Origin of the sequence: Gordonia sp. (in: high G+C Gram-positive bacteria), assembly GCF_049647785.1 — a bacterium.
In the GTDB taxonomy this organism is placed as follows: domain Bacteria; phylum Actinomycetota; class Actinomycetes; order Mycobacteriales; family Mycobacteriaceae; genus Gordonia.
Genome location: NZ_JBARYI010000029.1, coordinates 26,495 through 41,485, shown reverse-complemented (window position 1 = coordinate 41,485; position 14,991 = coordinate 26,495). Strand labels below are relative to the sequence as shown.

General features: G+C 61.9%; 24 protein-coding genes. All 24 read left to right on the top strand.

The annotated features are described in order from the left end of the window. Positions 1–30 precede the first annotated feature (30 nt). The 24 genes from WBA38_RS04250 to WBA38_RS04135 all read left to right on the top strand — a co-directional run bounded on the left by WBA38_RS04250 (position 31) and on the right by WBA38_RS04135 (position 14,967). Positions 31–519 carry a hypothetical protein gene (locus WBA38_RS04250; RefSeq protein WP_424322161.1) on the top strand — a complete coding sequence of 163 codons (489 nt, stop codon included), beginning with the start codon at positions 31–33 and terminating at the stop codon, positions 517–519. Beyond that, a complete protein-coding gene (locus WBA38_RS04245; RefSeq protein WP_424322160.1) occupies positions 516–878 on the top strand; it encodes a hypothetical protein in 363 nt (120 codons plus the stop codon). The genes WBA38_RS04250 and WBA38_RS04245 overlap by 4 nt, the downstream gene beginning before the upstream one ends. Before the next feature lie 90 nt (positions 879–968). Continuing rightward, positions 969–1,337 (top strand): hypothetical protein, encoded by a 369-nt coding sequence (locus WBA38_RS04240; RefSeq protein WP_424322159.1) that lies wholly within the window; start codon positions 969–971, stop codon positions 1,335–1,337. Continuing rightward, positions 1,334–1,951 carry a hypothetical protein gene (locus tag WBA38_RS04235; protein WP_424322158.1) on the top strand — a complete coding sequence of 206 codons (618 nt, stop codon included), beginning with the start codon at positions 1,334–1,336 and terminating at the stop codon, positions 1,949–1,951. Before WBA38_RS04240 ends, WBA38_RS04235 begins: the two co-directional genes overlap by 4 nt. Continuing rightward, on the top strand, positions 1,951–2,178 hold the full coding sequence (locus tag WBA38_RS04230) for a hypothetical protein (RefSeq protein WP_424322157.1): 228 nt from the start codon (positions 1,951–1,953) through the stop codon (positions 2,176–2,178). The genes WBA38_RS04235 and WBA38_RS04230 overlap by 1 nt, the downstream gene beginning before the upstream one ends. 260 nt (positions 2,179–2,438) lie before the next feature. After that, positions 2,439–3,785, top strand: a complete 1,347-nt coding sequence (locus WBA38_RS04225; RefSeq protein ID WP_424322156.1) for a helicase-related protein — start codon at positions 2,439–2,441, stop codon at positions 3,783–3,785. Beyond that, the gene (locus WBA38_RS04220; protein WP_424322155.1) at positions 3,782–4,750 is read left to right on the top strand and encodes a DNA-methyltransferase; all 969 of its coding nucleotides are present in this window, start codon (positions 3,782–3,784) and stop codon (positions 4,748–4,750) included. Before WBA38_RS04225 ends, WBA38_RS04220 begins: the two co-directional genes overlap by 4 nt. A gap of 2 nt (positions 4,751–4,752) precedes the next feature. After that, on the top strand, positions 4,753–5,574 hold the full coding sequence (locus WBA38_RS04215) for a hypothetical protein (RefSeq protein WP_424322154.1): 822 nt from the start codon (positions 4,753–4,755) through the stop codon (positions 5,572–5,574). Then, the gene (locus tag WBA38_RS04210; RefSeq protein WP_424322153.1) at positions 5,571–6,062 is read left to right on the top strand and encodes a hypothetical protein; all 492 of its coding nucleotides are present in this window, start codon (positions 5,571–5,573) and stop codon (positions 6,060–6,062) included. The genes WBA38_RS04215 and WBA38_RS04210 overlap by 4 nt, the downstream gene beginning before the upstream one ends. Further along, complete coding sequence (locus WBA38_RS04205) at positions 6,059–6,229, top strand: hypothetical protein (RefSeq protein WP_424322152.1); 171 nt, start codon at positions 6,059–6,061, stop codon at positions 6,227–6,229. Before WBA38_RS04210 ends, WBA38_RS04205 begins: the two co-directional genes overlap by 4 nt. Further along, positions 6,226–6,549 carry a hypothetical protein gene (locus WBA38_RS04200; RefSeq protein ID WP_424322151.1) on the top strand — a complete coding sequence of 108 codons (324 nt, stop codon included), beginning with the start codon at positions 6,226–6,228 and terminating at the stop codon, positions 6,547–6,549. Before WBA38_RS04205 ends, WBA38_RS04200 begins: the two co-directional genes overlap by 4 nt. Further along, positions 6,546–6,770 (top strand): hypothetical protein, encoded by a 225-nt coding sequence (locus WBA38_RS04195; RefSeq protein WP_424322150.1) that lies wholly within the window; start codon positions 6,546–6,548, stop codon positions 6,768–6,770. The genes WBA38_RS04200 and WBA38_RS04195 overlap by 4 nt, the downstream gene beginning before the upstream one ends. Beyond that, positions 6,767–7,459, top strand: a complete 693-nt coding sequence (locus tag WBA38_RS04190) for a hypothetical protein (RefSeq protein ID WP_424322149.1) — start codon at positions 6,767–6,769, stop codon at positions 7,457–7,459. The genes WBA38_RS04195 and WBA38_RS04190 overlap by 4 nt, the downstream gene beginning before the upstream one ends. Positions 7,460–7,681: 222 nt before the next feature. Then, complete coding sequence (locus WBA38_RS04185; RefSeq protein ID WP_424322148.1) at positions 7,682–8,026, top strand: DUF7427 family protein; 345 nt, start codon at positions 7,682–7,684, stop codon at positions 8,024–8,026. Next, positions 8,023–8,235, top strand: a complete 213-nt coding sequence (locus tag WBA38_RS04180) for a hypothetical protein (protein ID WP_424322147.1) — start codon at positions 8,023–8,025, stop codon at positions 8,233–8,235. Before WBA38_RS04185 ends, WBA38_RS04180 begins: the two co-directional genes overlap by 4 nt. Continuing rightward, a complete protein-coding gene (locus tag WBA38_RS04175) occupies positions 8,232–8,366 on the top strand; it encodes a hypothetical protein (RefSeq protein ID WP_424322146.1) in 135 nt (44 codons plus the stop codon). The genes WBA38_RS04180 and WBA38_RS04175 overlap by 4 nt, the downstream gene beginning before the upstream one ends. Positions 8,367–8,400: 34 nt before the next feature. Beyond that, a complete protein-coding gene (locus WBA38_RS04170; RefSeq protein WP_424322145.1) occupies positions 8,401–9,273 on the top strand; it encodes a cutinase family protein in 873 nt (290 codons plus the stop codon). 171 nt (positions 9,274–9,444) lie between these two features. Further along, positions 9,445–9,792 (top strand): hypothetical protein, encoded by a 348-nt coding sequence (locus WBA38_RS04165; RefSeq protein WP_424322144.1) that lies wholly within the window; start codon positions 9,445–9,447, stop codon positions 9,790–9,792. Further along, positions 9,785–9,937, top strand: coding sequence for a hypothetical protein (locus WBA38_RS04160; protein WP_424322143.1), 153 nt, complete (start codon positions 9,785–9,787; stop codon positions 9,935–9,937). Before WBA38_RS04165 ends, WBA38_RS04160 begins: the two co-directional genes overlap by 8 nt. Before the next feature lie 67 nt (positions 9,938–10,004). Next, positions 10,005–10,367, top strand: a complete 363-nt coding sequence (locus tag WBA38_RS04155) for an HNH endonuclease (protein ID WP_424322216.1) — start codon at positions 10,005–10,007, stop codon at positions 10,365–10,367. Between the two features lie 139 nt (positions 10,368–10,506). Beyond that, positions 10,507–10,953, top strand: a complete 447-nt coding sequence (locus WBA38_RS04150) for a hypothetical protein (protein WP_424322142.1) — start codon at positions 10,507–10,509, stop codon at positions 10,951–10,953. A 76-nt stretch (positions 10,954–11,029) separates the two neighbouring features. After that, positions 11,030–12,682, top strand: coding sequence for a terminase (locus tag WBA38_RS04145; protein WP_424322141.1), 1,653 nt, complete (start codon positions 11,030–11,032; stop codon positions 12,680–12,682). After that, positions 12,682–14,289, top strand: a complete 1,608-nt coding sequence (locus WBA38_RS04140; RefSeq protein ID WP_424322140.1) for a phage portal protein — start codon at positions 12,682–12,684, stop codon at positions 14,287–14,289. Before WBA38_RS04145 ends, WBA38_RS04140 begins: the two co-directional genes overlap by 1 nt. Then, positions 14,290–14,967: a hypothetical protein gene (locus tag WBA38_RS04135; RefSeq protein ID WP_424322139.1), complete on the top strand. Its 678-nt coding sequence runs from the start codon at positions 14,290–14,292 to the stop codon at positions 14,965–14,967. Positions 14,968–14,991: the final 24 nt, after the last annotated feature.

Below are 14,991 nucleotides of genomic sequence, written 5' to 3'. Positions count from 1 at the left end.
TGATTCTTCTGATTCCGAGAGGGTTTCCGCATGACCACCACTGACCTGAAGCCGGGGGAAGCCTGGCTTATCCGCGTAGGCGATGTTGAGATTCCAGCGATCCGTTGCGGTTCTAAGAGGTTTCCCTGGTCGTTCGTTGACGAAGAGACTGGCGACCGTAATGCGGTCGATGGCACTCCGTTGCGGCGGTTGGTTCCCGAGCCGACCGACTGGGAGACGCTCCGGACGGTAGCGGACCTGCTGGAGAGCCACAATCTTGCCGGAGCCGCAACTTGCATCTGGCTTGCTAACCAACTCGAAGCTGAGCACGCCGCTGCCCAGGCTGAGGCTGCTGCTGATGCTGCGCGGGAAGCACTCATCGAGAAGGCCGCAAAGATCCAGTGCGACGGCTACTACGGGGATGGGCATTTCAGTTCCCTCGCTCCCACTGATGGCATCCGCGGTCGGTACATCGGGGACTGCGCAAGGCTGGCTGATGCTGGTCTGCTGGTGGACCCGGAAGCCGAGGCGACAGCATGAGCGCGCACGAAGTGATCGCCGCCGCGCTGAACGGGTGCGTCGTTGGAGAAGAGCGGCCCGGTGGCGGCATCTATGTCGAGGCGACCCTATTCCTTGATGCCTGGGCGCAGGTAGCTCTTGAAGCTCTCGCTACAGAGGGTTACGCGGTCGTGAAGCTGCCTAAACCGGACGAGATCGACGGTGACGGACAGGTGTACTTCGATGACTGCGACATCCGCGTAGACGCCACATCGAGGCAACCGTTGGACATCTACCTCTACGGAAGCGCGATCGTGGTGTCACCGGACCTCCTGCGCCGTACCGCTGCGGCCCGACTCGCGGCCGCACAGTACGCCGAGGGTGGTGAGAGCGGTGAGTGACACGCCCGTCGTTGACGCCATCCTCACGATCCTCGCCATAGGCACCATCGCCGCCCTAATCGCGTTCGCGTGCGGATGGGACGGCCCGACATGGTGAACACCGACCCGGCAATCGAAGCAGCACGGCGGACGTTGGCCGCATGGGGCGAGCCGGAGACGAACACCGAGAGCGCAGCAACGGCACTAACCGCCGCCCGCGAAGCCCTCGCCCCGATCCGCAAGTTGCACCGCAAGGTCGGCATTTTCGATTCAACGGACTACTGCGACGACGACACCAGCGAGCACGAGTCGCAGCACCACTTCGAGGCCATCAACGGCGAGATGGTGTGCGATCACCTGCCGCCGTACGGGTGGACCTGCGCCGAGTGTGCCGAGATTGCGAGCGGTGACGATGACGACCCGCCCGCATGGCCTTGCGACACCGCGAAGCTCATCTACACGACGGAGGAACTGCAATGAGCGACGACGTTGTGCAGCGTGCCCGCCAAGCACTCGACGGCATCACACCAGGACCGTGGCGACTCCCAGCAACCCTTCTCGGCAGCAAGAATGGCACCGTTTTCGCCGACGATAACGACAGTGACACCCCATACCAGGTGGCAGTCATCGCGAGCACGCGAGGCGATGCAGACGGACGTCTGATTGCCGCTGCCCCGCAGTTGGTGGCCGACCTCGCAGATGAAGTCGAGAAACTGCGGGTCTGGAGGAGTGAAGCGCTAACCGTGACGGCAGGGCTTCAAGACCTCGGTAAAGCCCTCGGAGTCCCACTAGGGCACCGCATCACCGGCCCAGACGCCACCGAGCGAGCGCAGGCGCTTGTGGCTGAAGTCAAGAAACTGCGGGCAGAAAAGGCCGCCGCTGAGCGCGGACTGATCGCCAACCGCGACGCCGCAATCCACATGACCAAACTGCACCACCGGTCAATGCGCGAACGCTACGAAGCTGTGGCCGAGCGGGACCGACTGCGCGCCACCATCACCCGGGTCGAGGACGCTCTGGACGACATGGAGCAGAACCCCTACGCCAACTGCTCGCTAACGCTCCGCCGCGCGCTCGATGGGGAGGTGCAGTGATGATGGCCGGAATCGGAATCGAATCACCCGAAGCAAGCTGGCGGTACGCATCCACCCTCGGCCACCGATACGTCTCCCCCATCTACTTCACAACCCGCAAATCGGCAGAGAAGTACGACCAGCAGACACAACAAGCCCTCGGATGCCTGCCCGGAATGACAACCATGCGCATCGAACGCCGCGACAACAACGGCAACTGGCACCCGCTCGGCGGGGATGTGCAGTGATGCCGATCTTCACCTACGGACCCTGGCACAAGTGGTTCGCATGGCGACCAGTGCACACGAACATGCACGGCGGGCGGTGGCTTCAAGCCATCGAGCGCCGACGATGGTTCGCCGACGTACCCGGAGCACCAAACGGCTGGGAATACCGACCACTCGACGGGGAGGTGCAGTGATGAGCATCATCGACCCCCACCGCGACCGCATCGAAACCACTACGACCAAACACGACCAGCACGGAAAACATCAGTAAAGGAGATGGCGTGAGACCCCAAGACCTGCTCGCCGCGGGCCGCATGAACCGCGACACCGACGACGACTACCAGCAGTTCCTCGACATCAAACAGACCACCGCCACCATCGACGGCCCAACCATCACCGAATCTGAAGTCAATCAGAACCTCCACCGCTGGCAACGCGACCTCGTAACCTGGGCCGTCCACACCAGACGCGCCGCACTATGGGCAGACACCGGACTCGGCAAAACGTGGATGCAGGTCGAATGGGCACGACTATCCGGCGCCACATCACTAATCGTCGCACCGCTCGCCGTGTGCGCACAAACCGTCCGCGAGGCCGCGAAACTCGGCGTCACCGCCACATTTATCCGTCACGGTGACGAAATCACCGGCCCCGGCATGTGGATCACCAACTACGAACGCGCATCCACCGTCGACACCACCAACATCGACGCCGTAGCCCTCGATGAATCCTCAATCCTGAAGCAGTCGGACGGCAAAACCCGCACGATGCTGATCGAACACTTCGCCGACATCCCCGCGCGACTCGCCTGCTCAGCAACACCAGCACCCAACGACCCCGAAGAACTCACCAACCAGGCCGAGTTCCTCGGACGCATGGCACGAAACCACATGCTTGCCGCGTACTTCGTCCACGACCAGATCAACGCAGGCGGATACCGACTCAAAGGCCACGCACTCGCCCCAATGATCGAGTGGATGACGACATGGGCCGTCGCGATCCGCAAGCCGTCAGACATTGGTGGGGATGACACCGGGTACAACCTCCCTGGCCTCACGATCGAACCCCACTATGTAGCGGCAGAAATCGAAGCAGAAGGGCAACTGTTCGCTACTGAACTAGGTGGCGTCACCGGACGCGCCCAGGTTCGCCGCCAAACGCTAGATGAGCGGGTCGCCGAGACCGCGCGGCTAGTCGACTCCGAACCCAGCGAGCCGTGGGTTCTATGGGTTGGCATGAACGCCGAAGCTGACGCCCTCGCCGCCGCCATCCCAGGCGCCGTGAATGTTCACGGCTCCCTCGACCCAGACGAGAAGGCCCGCCTACTCCTGGGGTTCTCCGACGGTGACTACCGGGTGCTGATTACGAAGCCGTCGATCGCGTCTATGGGAATGAACTGGCAACACTGCGCACGCATGGCGTTCGTCGGCCTCGGTGACTCCTATGAGCAGTACTACCAATGCCTGCGCCGCTGCTACCGGTACGGACAAACCCGGATTGTGGAAGCCCACATCATCCTGTCTGACCTGGAATCACAGATCGCCGACAACGTAGCCCGCAAAGAACGTCAGGCATCGGTCATCACTACCGCCCTTATCGACCACGCACGAAAGGAATACGCAGCATGAGCACCGAAAACACCGCCCCTTACATTACCGACGAGGCCCACGGAACCAACTGGTCCATGCTGCTCGGAGACTCCTGCGAACGCCTCGCCGAACTCCCCGACAACAGCATCGACCTGTCCGTCTGCTCACCACCATTCGACAGCCTCTACACGTACTCTCCGTCAGTCCGCGACCTCGGCAACTCACCCTCACGCGTCGCATTCCTCGACCACTACCGCTACATCGTTGAACACCAGCTGCGCGTCACCAAGCCAGGCCGCAACGCCTGCATCCACGTCCAGCAGATCGCAACCAAGAAAGCCGTCGACGGCCACATCGGCCTTACTGACTTCCGTGGCGACGTCATCCGCCTCTTCCAATCAGTCGGCTGGGTGTTCTTCGGCGAAGTCACCATCTGGAAAGACCCCCAGGCGCAGTCAATCCGCACCAAATCGCAGCAGTTGGCGTTCGCGTCCAAAAACCGCGACTCCATGCGGATTCGGCCGGCGCTCGCGGACTACCTGCTGATCTTCAAGAAGCCAGGGGACAACGAAGTTAAGGTGCCGCACGACGTCCTCGAAGGTGAAGTCACCAACGATGACTGGATTGATTGGGCATCGCCAGTGTGGGATGACGTTCACGATGGCGGATGGCTGACCGAGGACGGCAACCTGTGCCCGGTGTGGCATGGCATCCGCGAGTCTGACACGTTGAATGCGAGAGCGGGCCGCGATCAGGCCGACGAACGCCATATCGCACCGTTGCAACTCGGGTTTATCGACCGGTGTGTGCGGTTGTGGTCGAACCCTGGCGAGCTGGTCCTAACTCCGTTCGGCGGCATCGGGAGCGAGTTGTATCAGTCGGTGAAGCGTGGCCGTCGCGCAATCGGCATCGAGTTGAAGCCGTCGTACTGGCGGGCTGCGGTCGACAACCTGACCACACTCGAATTGGAACTGTCCGCACCGTCCCTGTTTGACGAGGGATAGCCGTGACTTGGTTCAAGGTTGATGACGGCTTCTATGACCATCCGAAGCTTGTGGGTGTCCCGATGTCTGCGCGCGGATTGTGGGTGACTGCGGGCGCGTACTGCGCTCGGCACCTCACTGATGGGGTTATTTCATGGCGTCAGATTCGGGCACTCGGGGGCACCAAAGCTCAGGTTGATGGGCTTATTGATGCGGGCTTGTGGCGTTCGATTGGCGAGCAATATGGGAGCGAAACGTTTGCGTTTCACGACTGGATTGGATCACAACCGACAAAAAACACGGTTCTGAAAAATCGCGAACGCGAACGCAATAAGAAGGCAAGGTGGCGTGAACTGAAGGACCAAAAAGCCGAGGACCAGCACGAATCGGAGACTGTCCACGGTGGACAGGTTAGGTCTGTAGACCGGGGACAAAATAGTCCGTCCACGGTTTCCCGACCCGACCCGACCCGACCCGACCTTATTAAAGAAGTTGGGAGGGTAGGTGCTGACCCAGCACGCGCGACCTCGCAGCCCCTCGATCGATGCCAGATTCACGCTGACAATCCGAATCCGCCGGCGTGCGGACACTGCGCCCAAGCCAGACGCAATCACGAAGCGTGGCAGGCCGAGCAGAAGCGGGCACGTATCGAAGCCGAGCGGGAACAGCGCGCCACCCAAGCCGACGTTGAGCGGGCCGCGATCGACGCCTGCCACATGTGCGACGACCGCGGCTACCTGAACCGCCGCGTCTGCAACCACGACCCTGACGAGTTTGAACGAAATCAACGCGGCATCGCAGCCTTGCGCGCCGTTTTCGATGACCGCGAGAAAGGCACCGCATGAGTACCCCGCACATCCTGACGATCCCGTGCCGTAAGCCCGCTATGACGAGCAACGAGCAGCGTCGGTGGCATTGGTCGAAGCAGTCTGAGGCGATCAAGACGATGCACTGGCAAGTGAGGGCAGCGCTTTCCGCCCGCCCAGTCGCCCGCCAGAGCGAACCAATCGCAATTCGGGTCACCCAGTACCCACCCACCCGAACAGCACGCGACCACGACAGCCTGAATCCGTTCATGAAAGCCGCCCAGGACGCCTTGGTGAAGGCCGGAATCATCGCCGACGACACATCGGCGATCGTGCGCCGGGGGACTACCGAGATCGGGCCAGTGGATCGGGAGAATCCGCGCATCGAAATCGCGATCATCCCAGCCACCTACTGCTTCGTGTGCGACCAGACTGCACCGCCGCCGCCCGCGTGTGGGCCGAACTGCCACATCACCGACGCCGACCAAGAGTTAGCCGACCGATACGCCCAGGAGGACCACAGATGAACATCTCCGTTGCCCCCGGCCCAAACGGGGGCCTCATCGGACGTGACCGCAACGGGCAAGCTCTCGCCGTCGTCGCCGTCGACCACCTGAACACCAACCAGCGCGCCGACCTCGCACTCATCTACCGCACCATCGCGGCCCTCATCGACCCAGGAGAAGCATTGTGACCACCCTCGAACAGCACCTCGCCGCGCACGAGTACACCTTCGGAGCCTGCGGATGCGGGCAGGAATTCGAATACGACAGTCGAACACTGCTATCTACCATCCGGGATGCCCACCGCGCGCACGTTGCCGCGACGTGGCGGGAAGCACGCACTGTGCGGACCGCCGAAGAACTCGACGCGCTCCCCGCCGGATCGGCCATTCGATCTGGCGAATGCCTGATGGTCATGGACCGCGACAAGATGTGGGTCCCGGTGTGGAATGGCGGGCCGACCAGCGACGCCTTTCTCGTCCTCTGGACTCCCGAGGGCGGTGCAGTATGAGCAACCGTTGGCACCAGCCCCCGCGCGACCTCTACCACCAGCAGCGACCAGCACGTTCCCTCTCGCCTCGCGCGCGCATCGCAGCCCAGGTGTCGACGTCGTGCCGGTGGCAGTGCGCGTGCGGAACCACCCTCATCAACGCCGACTGGGATGACTGCGTGACCGCCGCGCTCGACCACGCCGACCACTGCATCGAATCCGACCATGAGGGGGAATCATGAGTACCGACGGTTTTCTGACGAGAGCCGAGGTCGACTACCTCGGAGAAAAGCTGGGCCACATACCCGACCTCGAGCGCGAGATGGCAATCGCACTCACGGGCGGAGCGACACCAAAGCCGGACGGATCGCGTCACGGCAAGCCCGGATCGCGTCCGCCGTACCCGCTGCACATCGACGCCATGCTCGACGAGCTCAAAGCCGAACTCGTTGGCGCAGTCCGTCACGTCATGGACTCACGAGGCATCGACTACGACTCAGGGGATTCACTCTCGGGTTGCTCGAAGTGGCTGATCCGCTACCGGTTCGCGCTGTCGATGATGCCGGACGCGGGGGAGACGTTCGACGGACTCTGCCGGGTCATCGACAAAGCACGTCGGGTTATGGCGCATGAGGATCGAATGGAGTTCACGCAGGCGCAGGTCGACGAGGCCAACAAGCGCGCGATGACAGCGACAGGGATAGCGACGCTCGCTAAGCGGATTGGGGAGCGCGGGCACGGGCTTAATCGGCAGCGTGTCTGGCGTCTCGTCGCGGCCAAGAAGATTGAGCCTATCGCGGTGTTGGATCAGGAATGGCTCACCGGGCCGGATGGGAAGAAGGTGAAGCCCGAGGCCCGGTTCCTGCTGGGGGATGTTCTGGATGCTCACGAGAAGTATCCGAAGAGGAAGTCTTACGGACAGCGTTCGTGATATGCTGACGCTGAAAGCGATGGTGTCCCTACGGGGCCCGTCGCTTTTTGCGTTTCCGGACCAGGGTTGTGTGCGCGGTCGAGCGCCCGCCCATCATCGGAAACCTTCGCCGCCCTTTCGTTGGCGGCCACCCGCGTGCAGCGAACCCCCAATGTGCACACGCGGGGTCAACGTCCCACACCCGGTTCCTACCCCCTGCTCATACGGGGTTAAGCCGTCGCCATGATCCCCTCATCTCTTTCGGGGGAGCGGCGTGCTGCCGGTCGGGGGAACGGTCTCGACTCGACGCCGCGCAAGGTGACGTTCGAGACCACCAACTTCGCTCGGGAGGTGCACGCGATGACCGCAGCGCACGGTTGGATCGGCCTCATCGCCGCTATCACCGCGTGGGAAGTGTTCGCACTCCGCACTAACCCCGACCTGCTGTTGAGTCGTGGTGCGGATCGTGCGCGTGCCGTACACCCAGCCGCAAACATCGCCGTTCACGCCGCAGTCATCGCCACCGCAGGGCACCTACTCCGAGCCTGGCCTGACCGCATCGACCCGTTCGCGCTGGTCTCCCGATGAACGAAGAAGAGGTGAACATGCTCGACGCAATGCGGCGCACTCACATGGCCGGACGAATCACATCACGCGACTCGCTACTGGTCGGCGACATCGACTTCACGGTTGGGCAACTCCGACGCGGCGAGGTCAAGTACGACGACCTACCCCAACATCTTCGCGACGCGCACGAGAACGACCCACGACCATGCGGCGTCGAAAACTGCGGATGACTTCCCTCCGCGATTGGCTGACCGACCAGATCGCCGAAGCCGTCCGACCCCTCGCACACGCCATCACAGCAGACGTCCTCCAACACCTCCGCATCGACATCACTGTGCGCCTCTCGCTCGACCCGCAGTAACCCGCTCGACCCTCCACACGAAAGCCGGTGCGTCATGCGTCGTCTCACAGTTGTGCCCGCTGCCCTCATGCTCGCAACCCTCGCAGTCTCCTGCGACCCAGCGACCGCGAACGCAGACACCTGCCCCGAGCAGATGACCTTCGCAGTCGGTGGCGTAGGCGATCCCGGCGCACGGCACGTGCCTGGCATTAGCGGACCCGTCGCCCGCGTGCACTACTCGGCGTCACTGGCTCCCGTCGGCCCTGTCGGTGGCAACGACAGCGCGCGCGAAGGTGAACGCAACCTCGACCGCGCCGCCCGATCATTCCGTGCCCGATGCCCCGACTCGACCATTGTCGTCCAGGGTCAAAGCCTCGGAGCACTGGTCGCTGGCAACGTCCGCGACAAGTGGGCCAACGACCCAACCATGCGGCGCAACACCCGCGCCGTGCTCATCTCCGACCCGCGCGCACACAACGGGGCCATGAGCGTGCTGCCCTCATTCATCCCCGGCTTCACGCACACCGGACCGCGACCACACTCGACCATCCCCACCGCATCGACGTGCCGCGACGACGACGCCATCTGCAACATCGGCAACCCCCTCACCAACCCGGGACACGCCATCAACGCAGGCATCGGATACCTCGTCGGCGGCGCACACGGCTACAGCAACAACGACGTCAACAAGACGCCCGGACAACACGACCTGCCACCATCCGCGCAACCGATCCCCGAGACGCCAATCCCATGGGCGCCACCCACGCCACGGCAAATCCTCGAACCACTCGCCCGCGAAGTAGTCCCGACCGCACCCATCATTACCGACCACTACGTCCCGACACCGGTCCGCGACTACCTGCCGCCCGCGATCAAACGCATCATCCCCCGCGACTGGGGCCGCAACGTCCTACCTCCGCTGCCGTGACCACACCCAAGCCAGGACCAAGCCTGCCCCGCGCAGGAGCCTGCACCGGATACCTGCCCCACATCGACGCTGACGGCTTCCGGTGGAAAGTCTGGTGCATCGGCATCAGCGGGCACGCAGGACCATGCACCCACCTCGGCGGCTGGCACTTCGAACCACAGGAGAATGGCGATGACGCTTGAACACGGCACGGCTTACGTCCACCTAGAACCGCTCGCGGCTGGCAAGGTAACGACCGAGCCCTGCGTTCGCGGTCACCATGCATACGAGTGGGCGCTCGCAGCCGTACTCGAAAACCCGAACCTCACGGACGCGGAGGGTCGATGCATCGTAGACGTCGATGGAGTCGACTACGTGACGCCCGAGGTTGGTGACCCGTACATCCACGTCCGCACCATCTTCACCATGGACGCCAACGGAGAGTATGTGCTCACCTCCGACGGCATGGACGTTGAGCGAACCAGCATCGACCTCAAGATCTGGAAGCCCGCCGAACTCACGGTGGAAGCCGATGACTGACTGCCCGCACGACCAAGGTCAGCACTACATCGGGGACTGCGGGGACGTCGACGCGGCCCTCACTGCAGCCATCGCCCACGCCATCCAGCACCACATGACCAACACCCAAGCCGACTGGCTCCACCTACTCGGAGCCATCGAGTGAAGCCCGACCACTTCGACATCTTCGACGACGACGACACCGACCCAGGCATGGGCCGCTGGTGCCAACGATGCGAGCTCTGGCGGCACGGCGACTGCAAGCCGCACGGATGCTCAGCCACACGCGAACCAGAAACACAATGAACAACTGGAACCGCGGCGGAAGATACCACGGCGGATTCCCCACACACGTCAAAAAACAAGCCGAACGCGAACTACCAAAACGGTGCAACAACTGCGGCGCAACAGGATGCCGACTCTGGCTCGACCACCGCATCCCCGCAGCAGAAGGTGGACCCAACACCATCGACAACGCCCAATGGCTCTGCACCCCATGCCACACACCAAAAACCCAAGCAGAAGCCACGCGAGGCCGCGCACGACGCGCAGCACTCGCCAAACGGCCACCCGAACCACACCCCGGCCTCACCTAGCAACCCCGACCCCCGAAAATCCAGACACCCTGGGGGCATAGGGCAAATGCCCGAACCCACCCACCCCCGTATGGCTTAGTGGTCGGCCGTCTGTATGAATCCCAAACCCTTCGTCCCGCGCGTATTGGAGGTGGTTGCTGTGGCTGTTGCTGGTCGTCAGCCTCGTCCTTCTGATCAGAAGCGGAATCGGGTGAAGTCGGATGTGGAGTGGGTTGAGGTTGTTGATGTCCCGTTCTCGGGTGAGCGTCCTGAGCTTCCGTCGACGCGTGTGATCGTTACTCGTGAGGGCCAGGAGAAGGTTGCTCTTCAGTCGATGACGAGGGCTTGGTGGGATGTTGTTTCGACGATGCCTCATTGTCGGTTGTGGGCTGAGTCGGATTGGATGTTCGCGCTGTCGACGGCGGTTGTCGCTGATGCTGCGTTTTGCGGGATTGCTTCGGCTCAGACGGAGTTGCGGAACCGGGAGAAGGTTTTGGGTACGACATCGGAGTTTCGTCGTGGTCTGCGTATCCGGTATGTCGATCGGGTTGATGATGGTCCGGTTGATGCTGAGGTGACGAGCCTTGCCGATTACCGCGACCTCTGAGCTTCCACCTGGGTATCGGCTGGATGGTCTCGGCGCTTGGGTGTCGTTACCTTGGCCGTCAGATCCGGACGAGAAAATGCAGATTTTGTCGTCATCTCTCGGTCCTGGTCTGATCGATTGGGCTGAGTGGCGCACTGATGAGCCGGGGCTTACCGACTACTTGACTGGTCGTCCGTGGCGGTTCACGCCGGGACAGAAGCGGTTCCTGATCATGTGGTACGCGTTCAATGATCGGGGCCGGTTTGTTTACCGGTCTGGTGTGAAGCGTGGCGCGAAGGGTACGGGTAAGGATCCGTTCGGTGCCGCCCTCTGTGACATCGAGTTGGCTGGCCCTTCGCAGTTGTTCTTCGATGAGGATTCGCAGTCTTGGTCTGGTCAGCGGCATTTGATGCCTATGGTTCAGATTGCGGCGAACTCGGAGGATCAGGCGAAGGACACTTTGCGGATCGCGAACGCCCTGTTCGGCGCGGAGGCTCGAGAGTTTTACGGCATCGACTGTGGTGAGACTCGGACGATCCTGAAGCAGGGTGGCCGACTTGAGGTACTTACGGCGTCGGAGAAGTCATCCGAGGGTGATCCGGCGACGTTCATTCTGCTGAACGAGTCCCATCACATGACTGAGACATCTGGTGGGCATCGGGTGGCGGCGGTGGCTCGACGCAATGTCGGCAAGTCTCCTGCGACGTTGCAGGCCCGGATTTGCGAGATGACGAACGCCCATCAGCAGGGTCAAGATTCGGAAGCTGAGCGGACGTACGAGGCGTGGCAGTTACAGGTTTCCGGGAAAGCTAAGCGCCGCGACATCTTGTATGACTCGATCGAGGCGAACCCTGCGACAAACCTAGTTGATGACGTTCAGCGGGCCCGCGCGTTGGAGCAGGCCTACCAGGACGCTCCATGGGCCGACCTTGAGCGGTTGTCGGATGAGATTCTGGATCCGCGGACCGCAGTAGCTGATTCGATTCGCTTCTACCTGAACGGCTTGGCTGCGGCCGAGGATGCGTGGATTGATCCCCGCAAGTTCGATGACCTGTCGAATGCTTCCTTGTCGCTCGCTGATGGTGAGCAGATTGCGATGTTCCTGGACTGTTCGAAGTCGGAGGATGCGACCGGACTGGTTGCGTGCCGATTGTCGGATGGGTTCGTGACGGTGCTTGGTGTGTGGCAGAAGCCGCACGGTGAGCGCGGCAAGGACTGGCTAGCCCCGCGCAATGAGGTTGATGCCGAGGTGCGGATGGCGATGGACCGGTACCGGGTCGTTTGGTTCGGTGTTGACCCGTCGCCTGCCCGCGAGGACGAGACCGAGGCCTTGTACTGGGCCGAGATGATCGACCGTTGGCACCAGGACTTCCGATCGAAGTTGCCCTTATGGGCGACACCGGGTGCCGGTGGTCATTCGGTGCTGTTCGATATGCGGATCTCGAAGCGTGGTGGCGTGGACCGGAACCGTGCGTTCACGGAGATGGCGGAACTGACGCAGCGTGCGATCGATATCGAGGGGACGTTGCTGCATGACGGTGACGCGACCTTGCGAGTACATACCCATAACGCGAAGCGTCGGCCGAATCAGTGGGGCGCGACGTTGGGGAAGGTGACTCGTGATTCGAAGAAGCTTGTTGACCTTGCGGTGTGCATGGTTGGTGCCCGACTTGGGCGAAGGATCGCCTTGAACTCTCCGAAGGTCCGGAATAGGGCTGCGACTACGAAACGTGTGCGGAAGGCGGTGTGATGACTACTCCTGCGATTGCGCTGCCGTCTCTCACTCTCTCGAAGTCTGAGACTGATTCGGTTGGGTTGTTGCGTGCCCGGTTGTTGAAGGTTGCGGCGAAGAATGAGGATAAGTCTCGCTGGTATGAGGCGAAGCAGGATCCGAAGGACTTGGGTATCAGTACTCCTGCCGGTCTGCCTGAGCAGATCGCGGCGGTGATGGGCTGGCCCGGAACGATTGTTGACGCGACCGAAGAGCGCCTGGACTTCATGGAGTGGGTCGGCGCGTACGCGGAAGAGTTGGGCCGCATTTACCGGGCCAATAACCTGAGCGTCGAGTCGGGCCGGTCGCATTTGGATGCGCTGATTTATGGCGTCGGGTTCGTCTCGGTCGGTGCTGGTGATGTGGCTGCGGGTGAGCCGTCGGTGATTGTGATGGCGGAGTCTACGGAGTCGTGCACGGTTGAGTGGGATTACCGTTCTCGGCGTGCGTCGTCGGCGTTGTCGCAGACGCGTGATGAGTCTGGTGTGGTCATCATGGAGACCTTGTATTTGCCGGATGAGACGATTCGGTTTGAGAAGGCTGCTGGTGGCCGTCTGGCTGTGGTGTCGCGGGATGTCCACAAACTAGGGCGTGTTCCGGTGGCGCGGATGTTGAATCGTGATCGCGCGTCGGATTTGCGTGGCCGGTCGGAGATCACGCGCGGAGTCGAGTACAACACTGCCGCTGGGATGCGTACCTTGTCGGGCCTTGAGGTCAATCGTGAGTTCTACACGTCTCCGAAGTACACGATGCTCAATGTCGATCCTGAAGTGTTTGGTCTTGATGCTGGGATGTCGGAGCAGGCGAAGGCCGCGGCGAAGTGGTCTTCGACGTCTGGTCAGATGAATGTGGTGCCGCCGCAGATTGACCCGGAGACGGAAGAGCGTGTGGAGCCGAAGCTTCATGAGTTTCGTCCCGCGCCACCGACGCCGTATATCGAGCAGGTTGAGTTGTATGCGCGCTTGGTTTCGGCCGAGTCGGGTATCCCGATCGAGTATCTCGGTTTTGGTAATGGGACGTCGCAGTCTTCGGGTGACTCGATTCGTCAGCATGAGATTCGTTTGGTGAAGCGGGTGGAGCGTCGTCAGGCGTCGTTTGATGTCGGGTGGATGGAAGTCGCGAAGTTGGCGTTGATGATGCAGGGCGAGTTTGATCCGGTGCGGTTTGCGGCTACTGGTACGCGGTGGCGTGATGCTGGTACTCCGACGCGGGCGGCGACGGCTGATGAGACGACGAAGCTGATCAGTGTTGGCGTGTTGGATCCGCGGTCGAAGGTGACTGCGGATCGGATCGGTTTGTCTCCGCAGGATCAGACGATTTTGGAGGATGAGCGGCGTCAGGCGACGGTTGGTGCGTTGATCGACAAGATTGGCGCGACCCCGGATGCGGCGGATGGTTCGACTACGGCGGTTGATGAGGCGAACGCGCTGAAGGCTAAGGCTGATGCGTTGGGTGTGTTTATTCGTGCGGGTGTGGATCCTGCTGATGCTGCTCGTCGTCTCGGGCTGGATGGGATCAAGTTCACTGGTGATGTTCCGGTGTCGTTGCGTGTCCCTGAAGTCGATGCCGCGAAGCTTGAGGGCTAAGTGACCCCGTTTGAGATTCGGGCGCTCCTGGATGAGTTGGGGCGTCGTCTTGGTGATGATGTCGCGAAGTTTTGGCGCACCATCTCGGGCAGTGTTTCTTCGGATGAGTTTCGGTCGATGATTGTGTCGGCGTATCCGGGGATTGTGACTCCGTATGCGGCTTCGGCTGCTGAGTTGGGTGCTGAGTGGTATGCCTCGCAGCCGTCGACGTCGAAGTATCGCCCGAAGGTTGGCGATTTGCCGACTGTTGGGCGGTTGGAGGGTTCGGCGTCGTGGGCGTTGGCAGTCGGGAGTGGTGACGCTGCGGTGACTCTGTTGCAGGGTGCCGCAACTCGGGCTCTGTTTGATGGTCTGCGCGAGACAGTGATGACGAACGTGTCGGCAGAGCGCGGTGCGAAGTGGGCGCGGCACGCGTCAGCTAACGCCTGTGGATGGTGCCGAATGATCGCGACCCGCCATGTTGGGGACGCCGCGACATTCTATTCATCTGAGTCTGCTGCGGGCGGTGACGGCAATCGTTATCACGACCATTGTCATTGCTTTGCGACGGCCATTCGTCCCGGTCAGTCATATGAGCCGCCAGCGTATGTCGAGAAGTGGAATGACGACTACAAGGCTGCGGCGAAGGAGTCCGGTGACCCGAAGGTTATCGCCCGGTTGATGAATCCGACGCACTAGAAGACTTCCGTCCGCGATGGGCGA

Coding starts and splice junctions, on each gene's coding strand:
- WBA38_RS04250 (WP_424322161.1), top strand. CDS start 31: ATGACCACCACTGACCTGAAGCCGGGGGAAGCCTGGCTTATCCGCGTA.
- WBA38_RS04245 (WP_424322160.1), top strand. CDS start 516: ATGAGCGCGCACGAAGTGATCGCCGCCGCGCTGAACGGGTGCGTCGTT.
- WBA38_RS04240 (WP_424322159.1), top strand. CDS start 969: ATGGTGAACACCGACCCGGCAATCGAAGCAGCACGGCGGACGTTGGCC.
- WBA38_RS04235 (WP_424322158.1), top strand. CDS start 1,334: ATGAGCGACGACGTTGTGCAGCGTGCCCGCCAAGCACTCGACGGCATC.
- WBA38_RS04230 (WP_424322157.1), top strand. CDS start 1,951: ATGATGGCCGGAATCGGAATCGAATCACCCGAAGCAAGCTGGCGGTAC.
- WBA38_RS04220 (WP_424322155.1), top strand. CDS start 3,782: ATGAGCACCGAAAACACCGCCCCTTACATTACCGACGAGGCCCACGGA.
- WBA38_RS04210 (WP_424322153.1), top strand. CDS start 5,571: ATGAGTACCCCGCACATCCTGACGATCCCGTGCCGTAAGCCCGCTATG.
- WBA38_RS04205 (WP_424322152.1), top strand. CDS start 6,059: ATGAACATCTCCGTTGCCCCCGGCCCAAACGGGGGCCTCATCGGACGT.
- WBA38_RS04195 (WP_424322150.1), top strand. CDS start 6,546: ATGAGCAACCGTTGGCACCAGCCCCCGCGCGACCTCTACCACCAGCAG.
- WBA38_RS04190 (WP_424322149.1), top strand. CDS start 6,767: ATGAGTACCGACGGTTTTCTGACGAGAGCCGAGGTCGACTACCTCGGA.
- WBA38_RS04185 (WP_424322148.1), top strand. CDS start 7,682: ATGATCCCCTCATCTCTTTCGGGGGAGCGGCGTGCTGCCGGTCGGGGG.
- WBA38_RS04180 (WP_424322147.1), top strand. CDS start 8,023: ATGAACGAAGAAGAGGTGAACATGCTCGACGCAATGCGGCGCACTCAC.
- WBA38_RS04175 (WP_424322146.1), top strand. CDS start 8,232: ATGACTTCCCTCCGCGATTGGCTGACCGACCAGATCGCCGAAGCCGTC.
- WBA38_RS04170 (WP_424322145.1), top strand. CDS start 8,401: ATGCGTCGTCTCACAGTTGTGCCCGCTGCCCTCATGCTCGCAACCCTC.
- WBA38_RS04165 (WP_424322144.1), top strand. CDS start 9,445: ATGACGCTTGAACACGGCACGGCTTACGTCCACCTAGAACCGCTCGCG.
- WBA38_RS04160 (WP_424322143.1), top strand. CDS start 9,785: ATGACTGACTGCCCGCACGACCAAGGTCAGCACTACATCGGGGACTGC.
- WBA38_RS04155 (WP_424322216.1), top strand. CDS start 10,005: ATGCGAGCTCTGGCGGCACGGCGACTGCAAGCCGCACGGATGCTCAGC.
- WBA38_RS04145 (WP_424322141.1), top strand. CDS start 11,030: ATGCAGATTTTGTCGTCATCTCTCGGTCCTGGTCTGATCGATTGGGCT.
- WBA38_RS04140 (WP_424322140.1), top strand. CDS start 12,682: ATGACTACTCCTGCGATTGCGCTGCCGTCTCTCACTCTCTCGAAGTCT.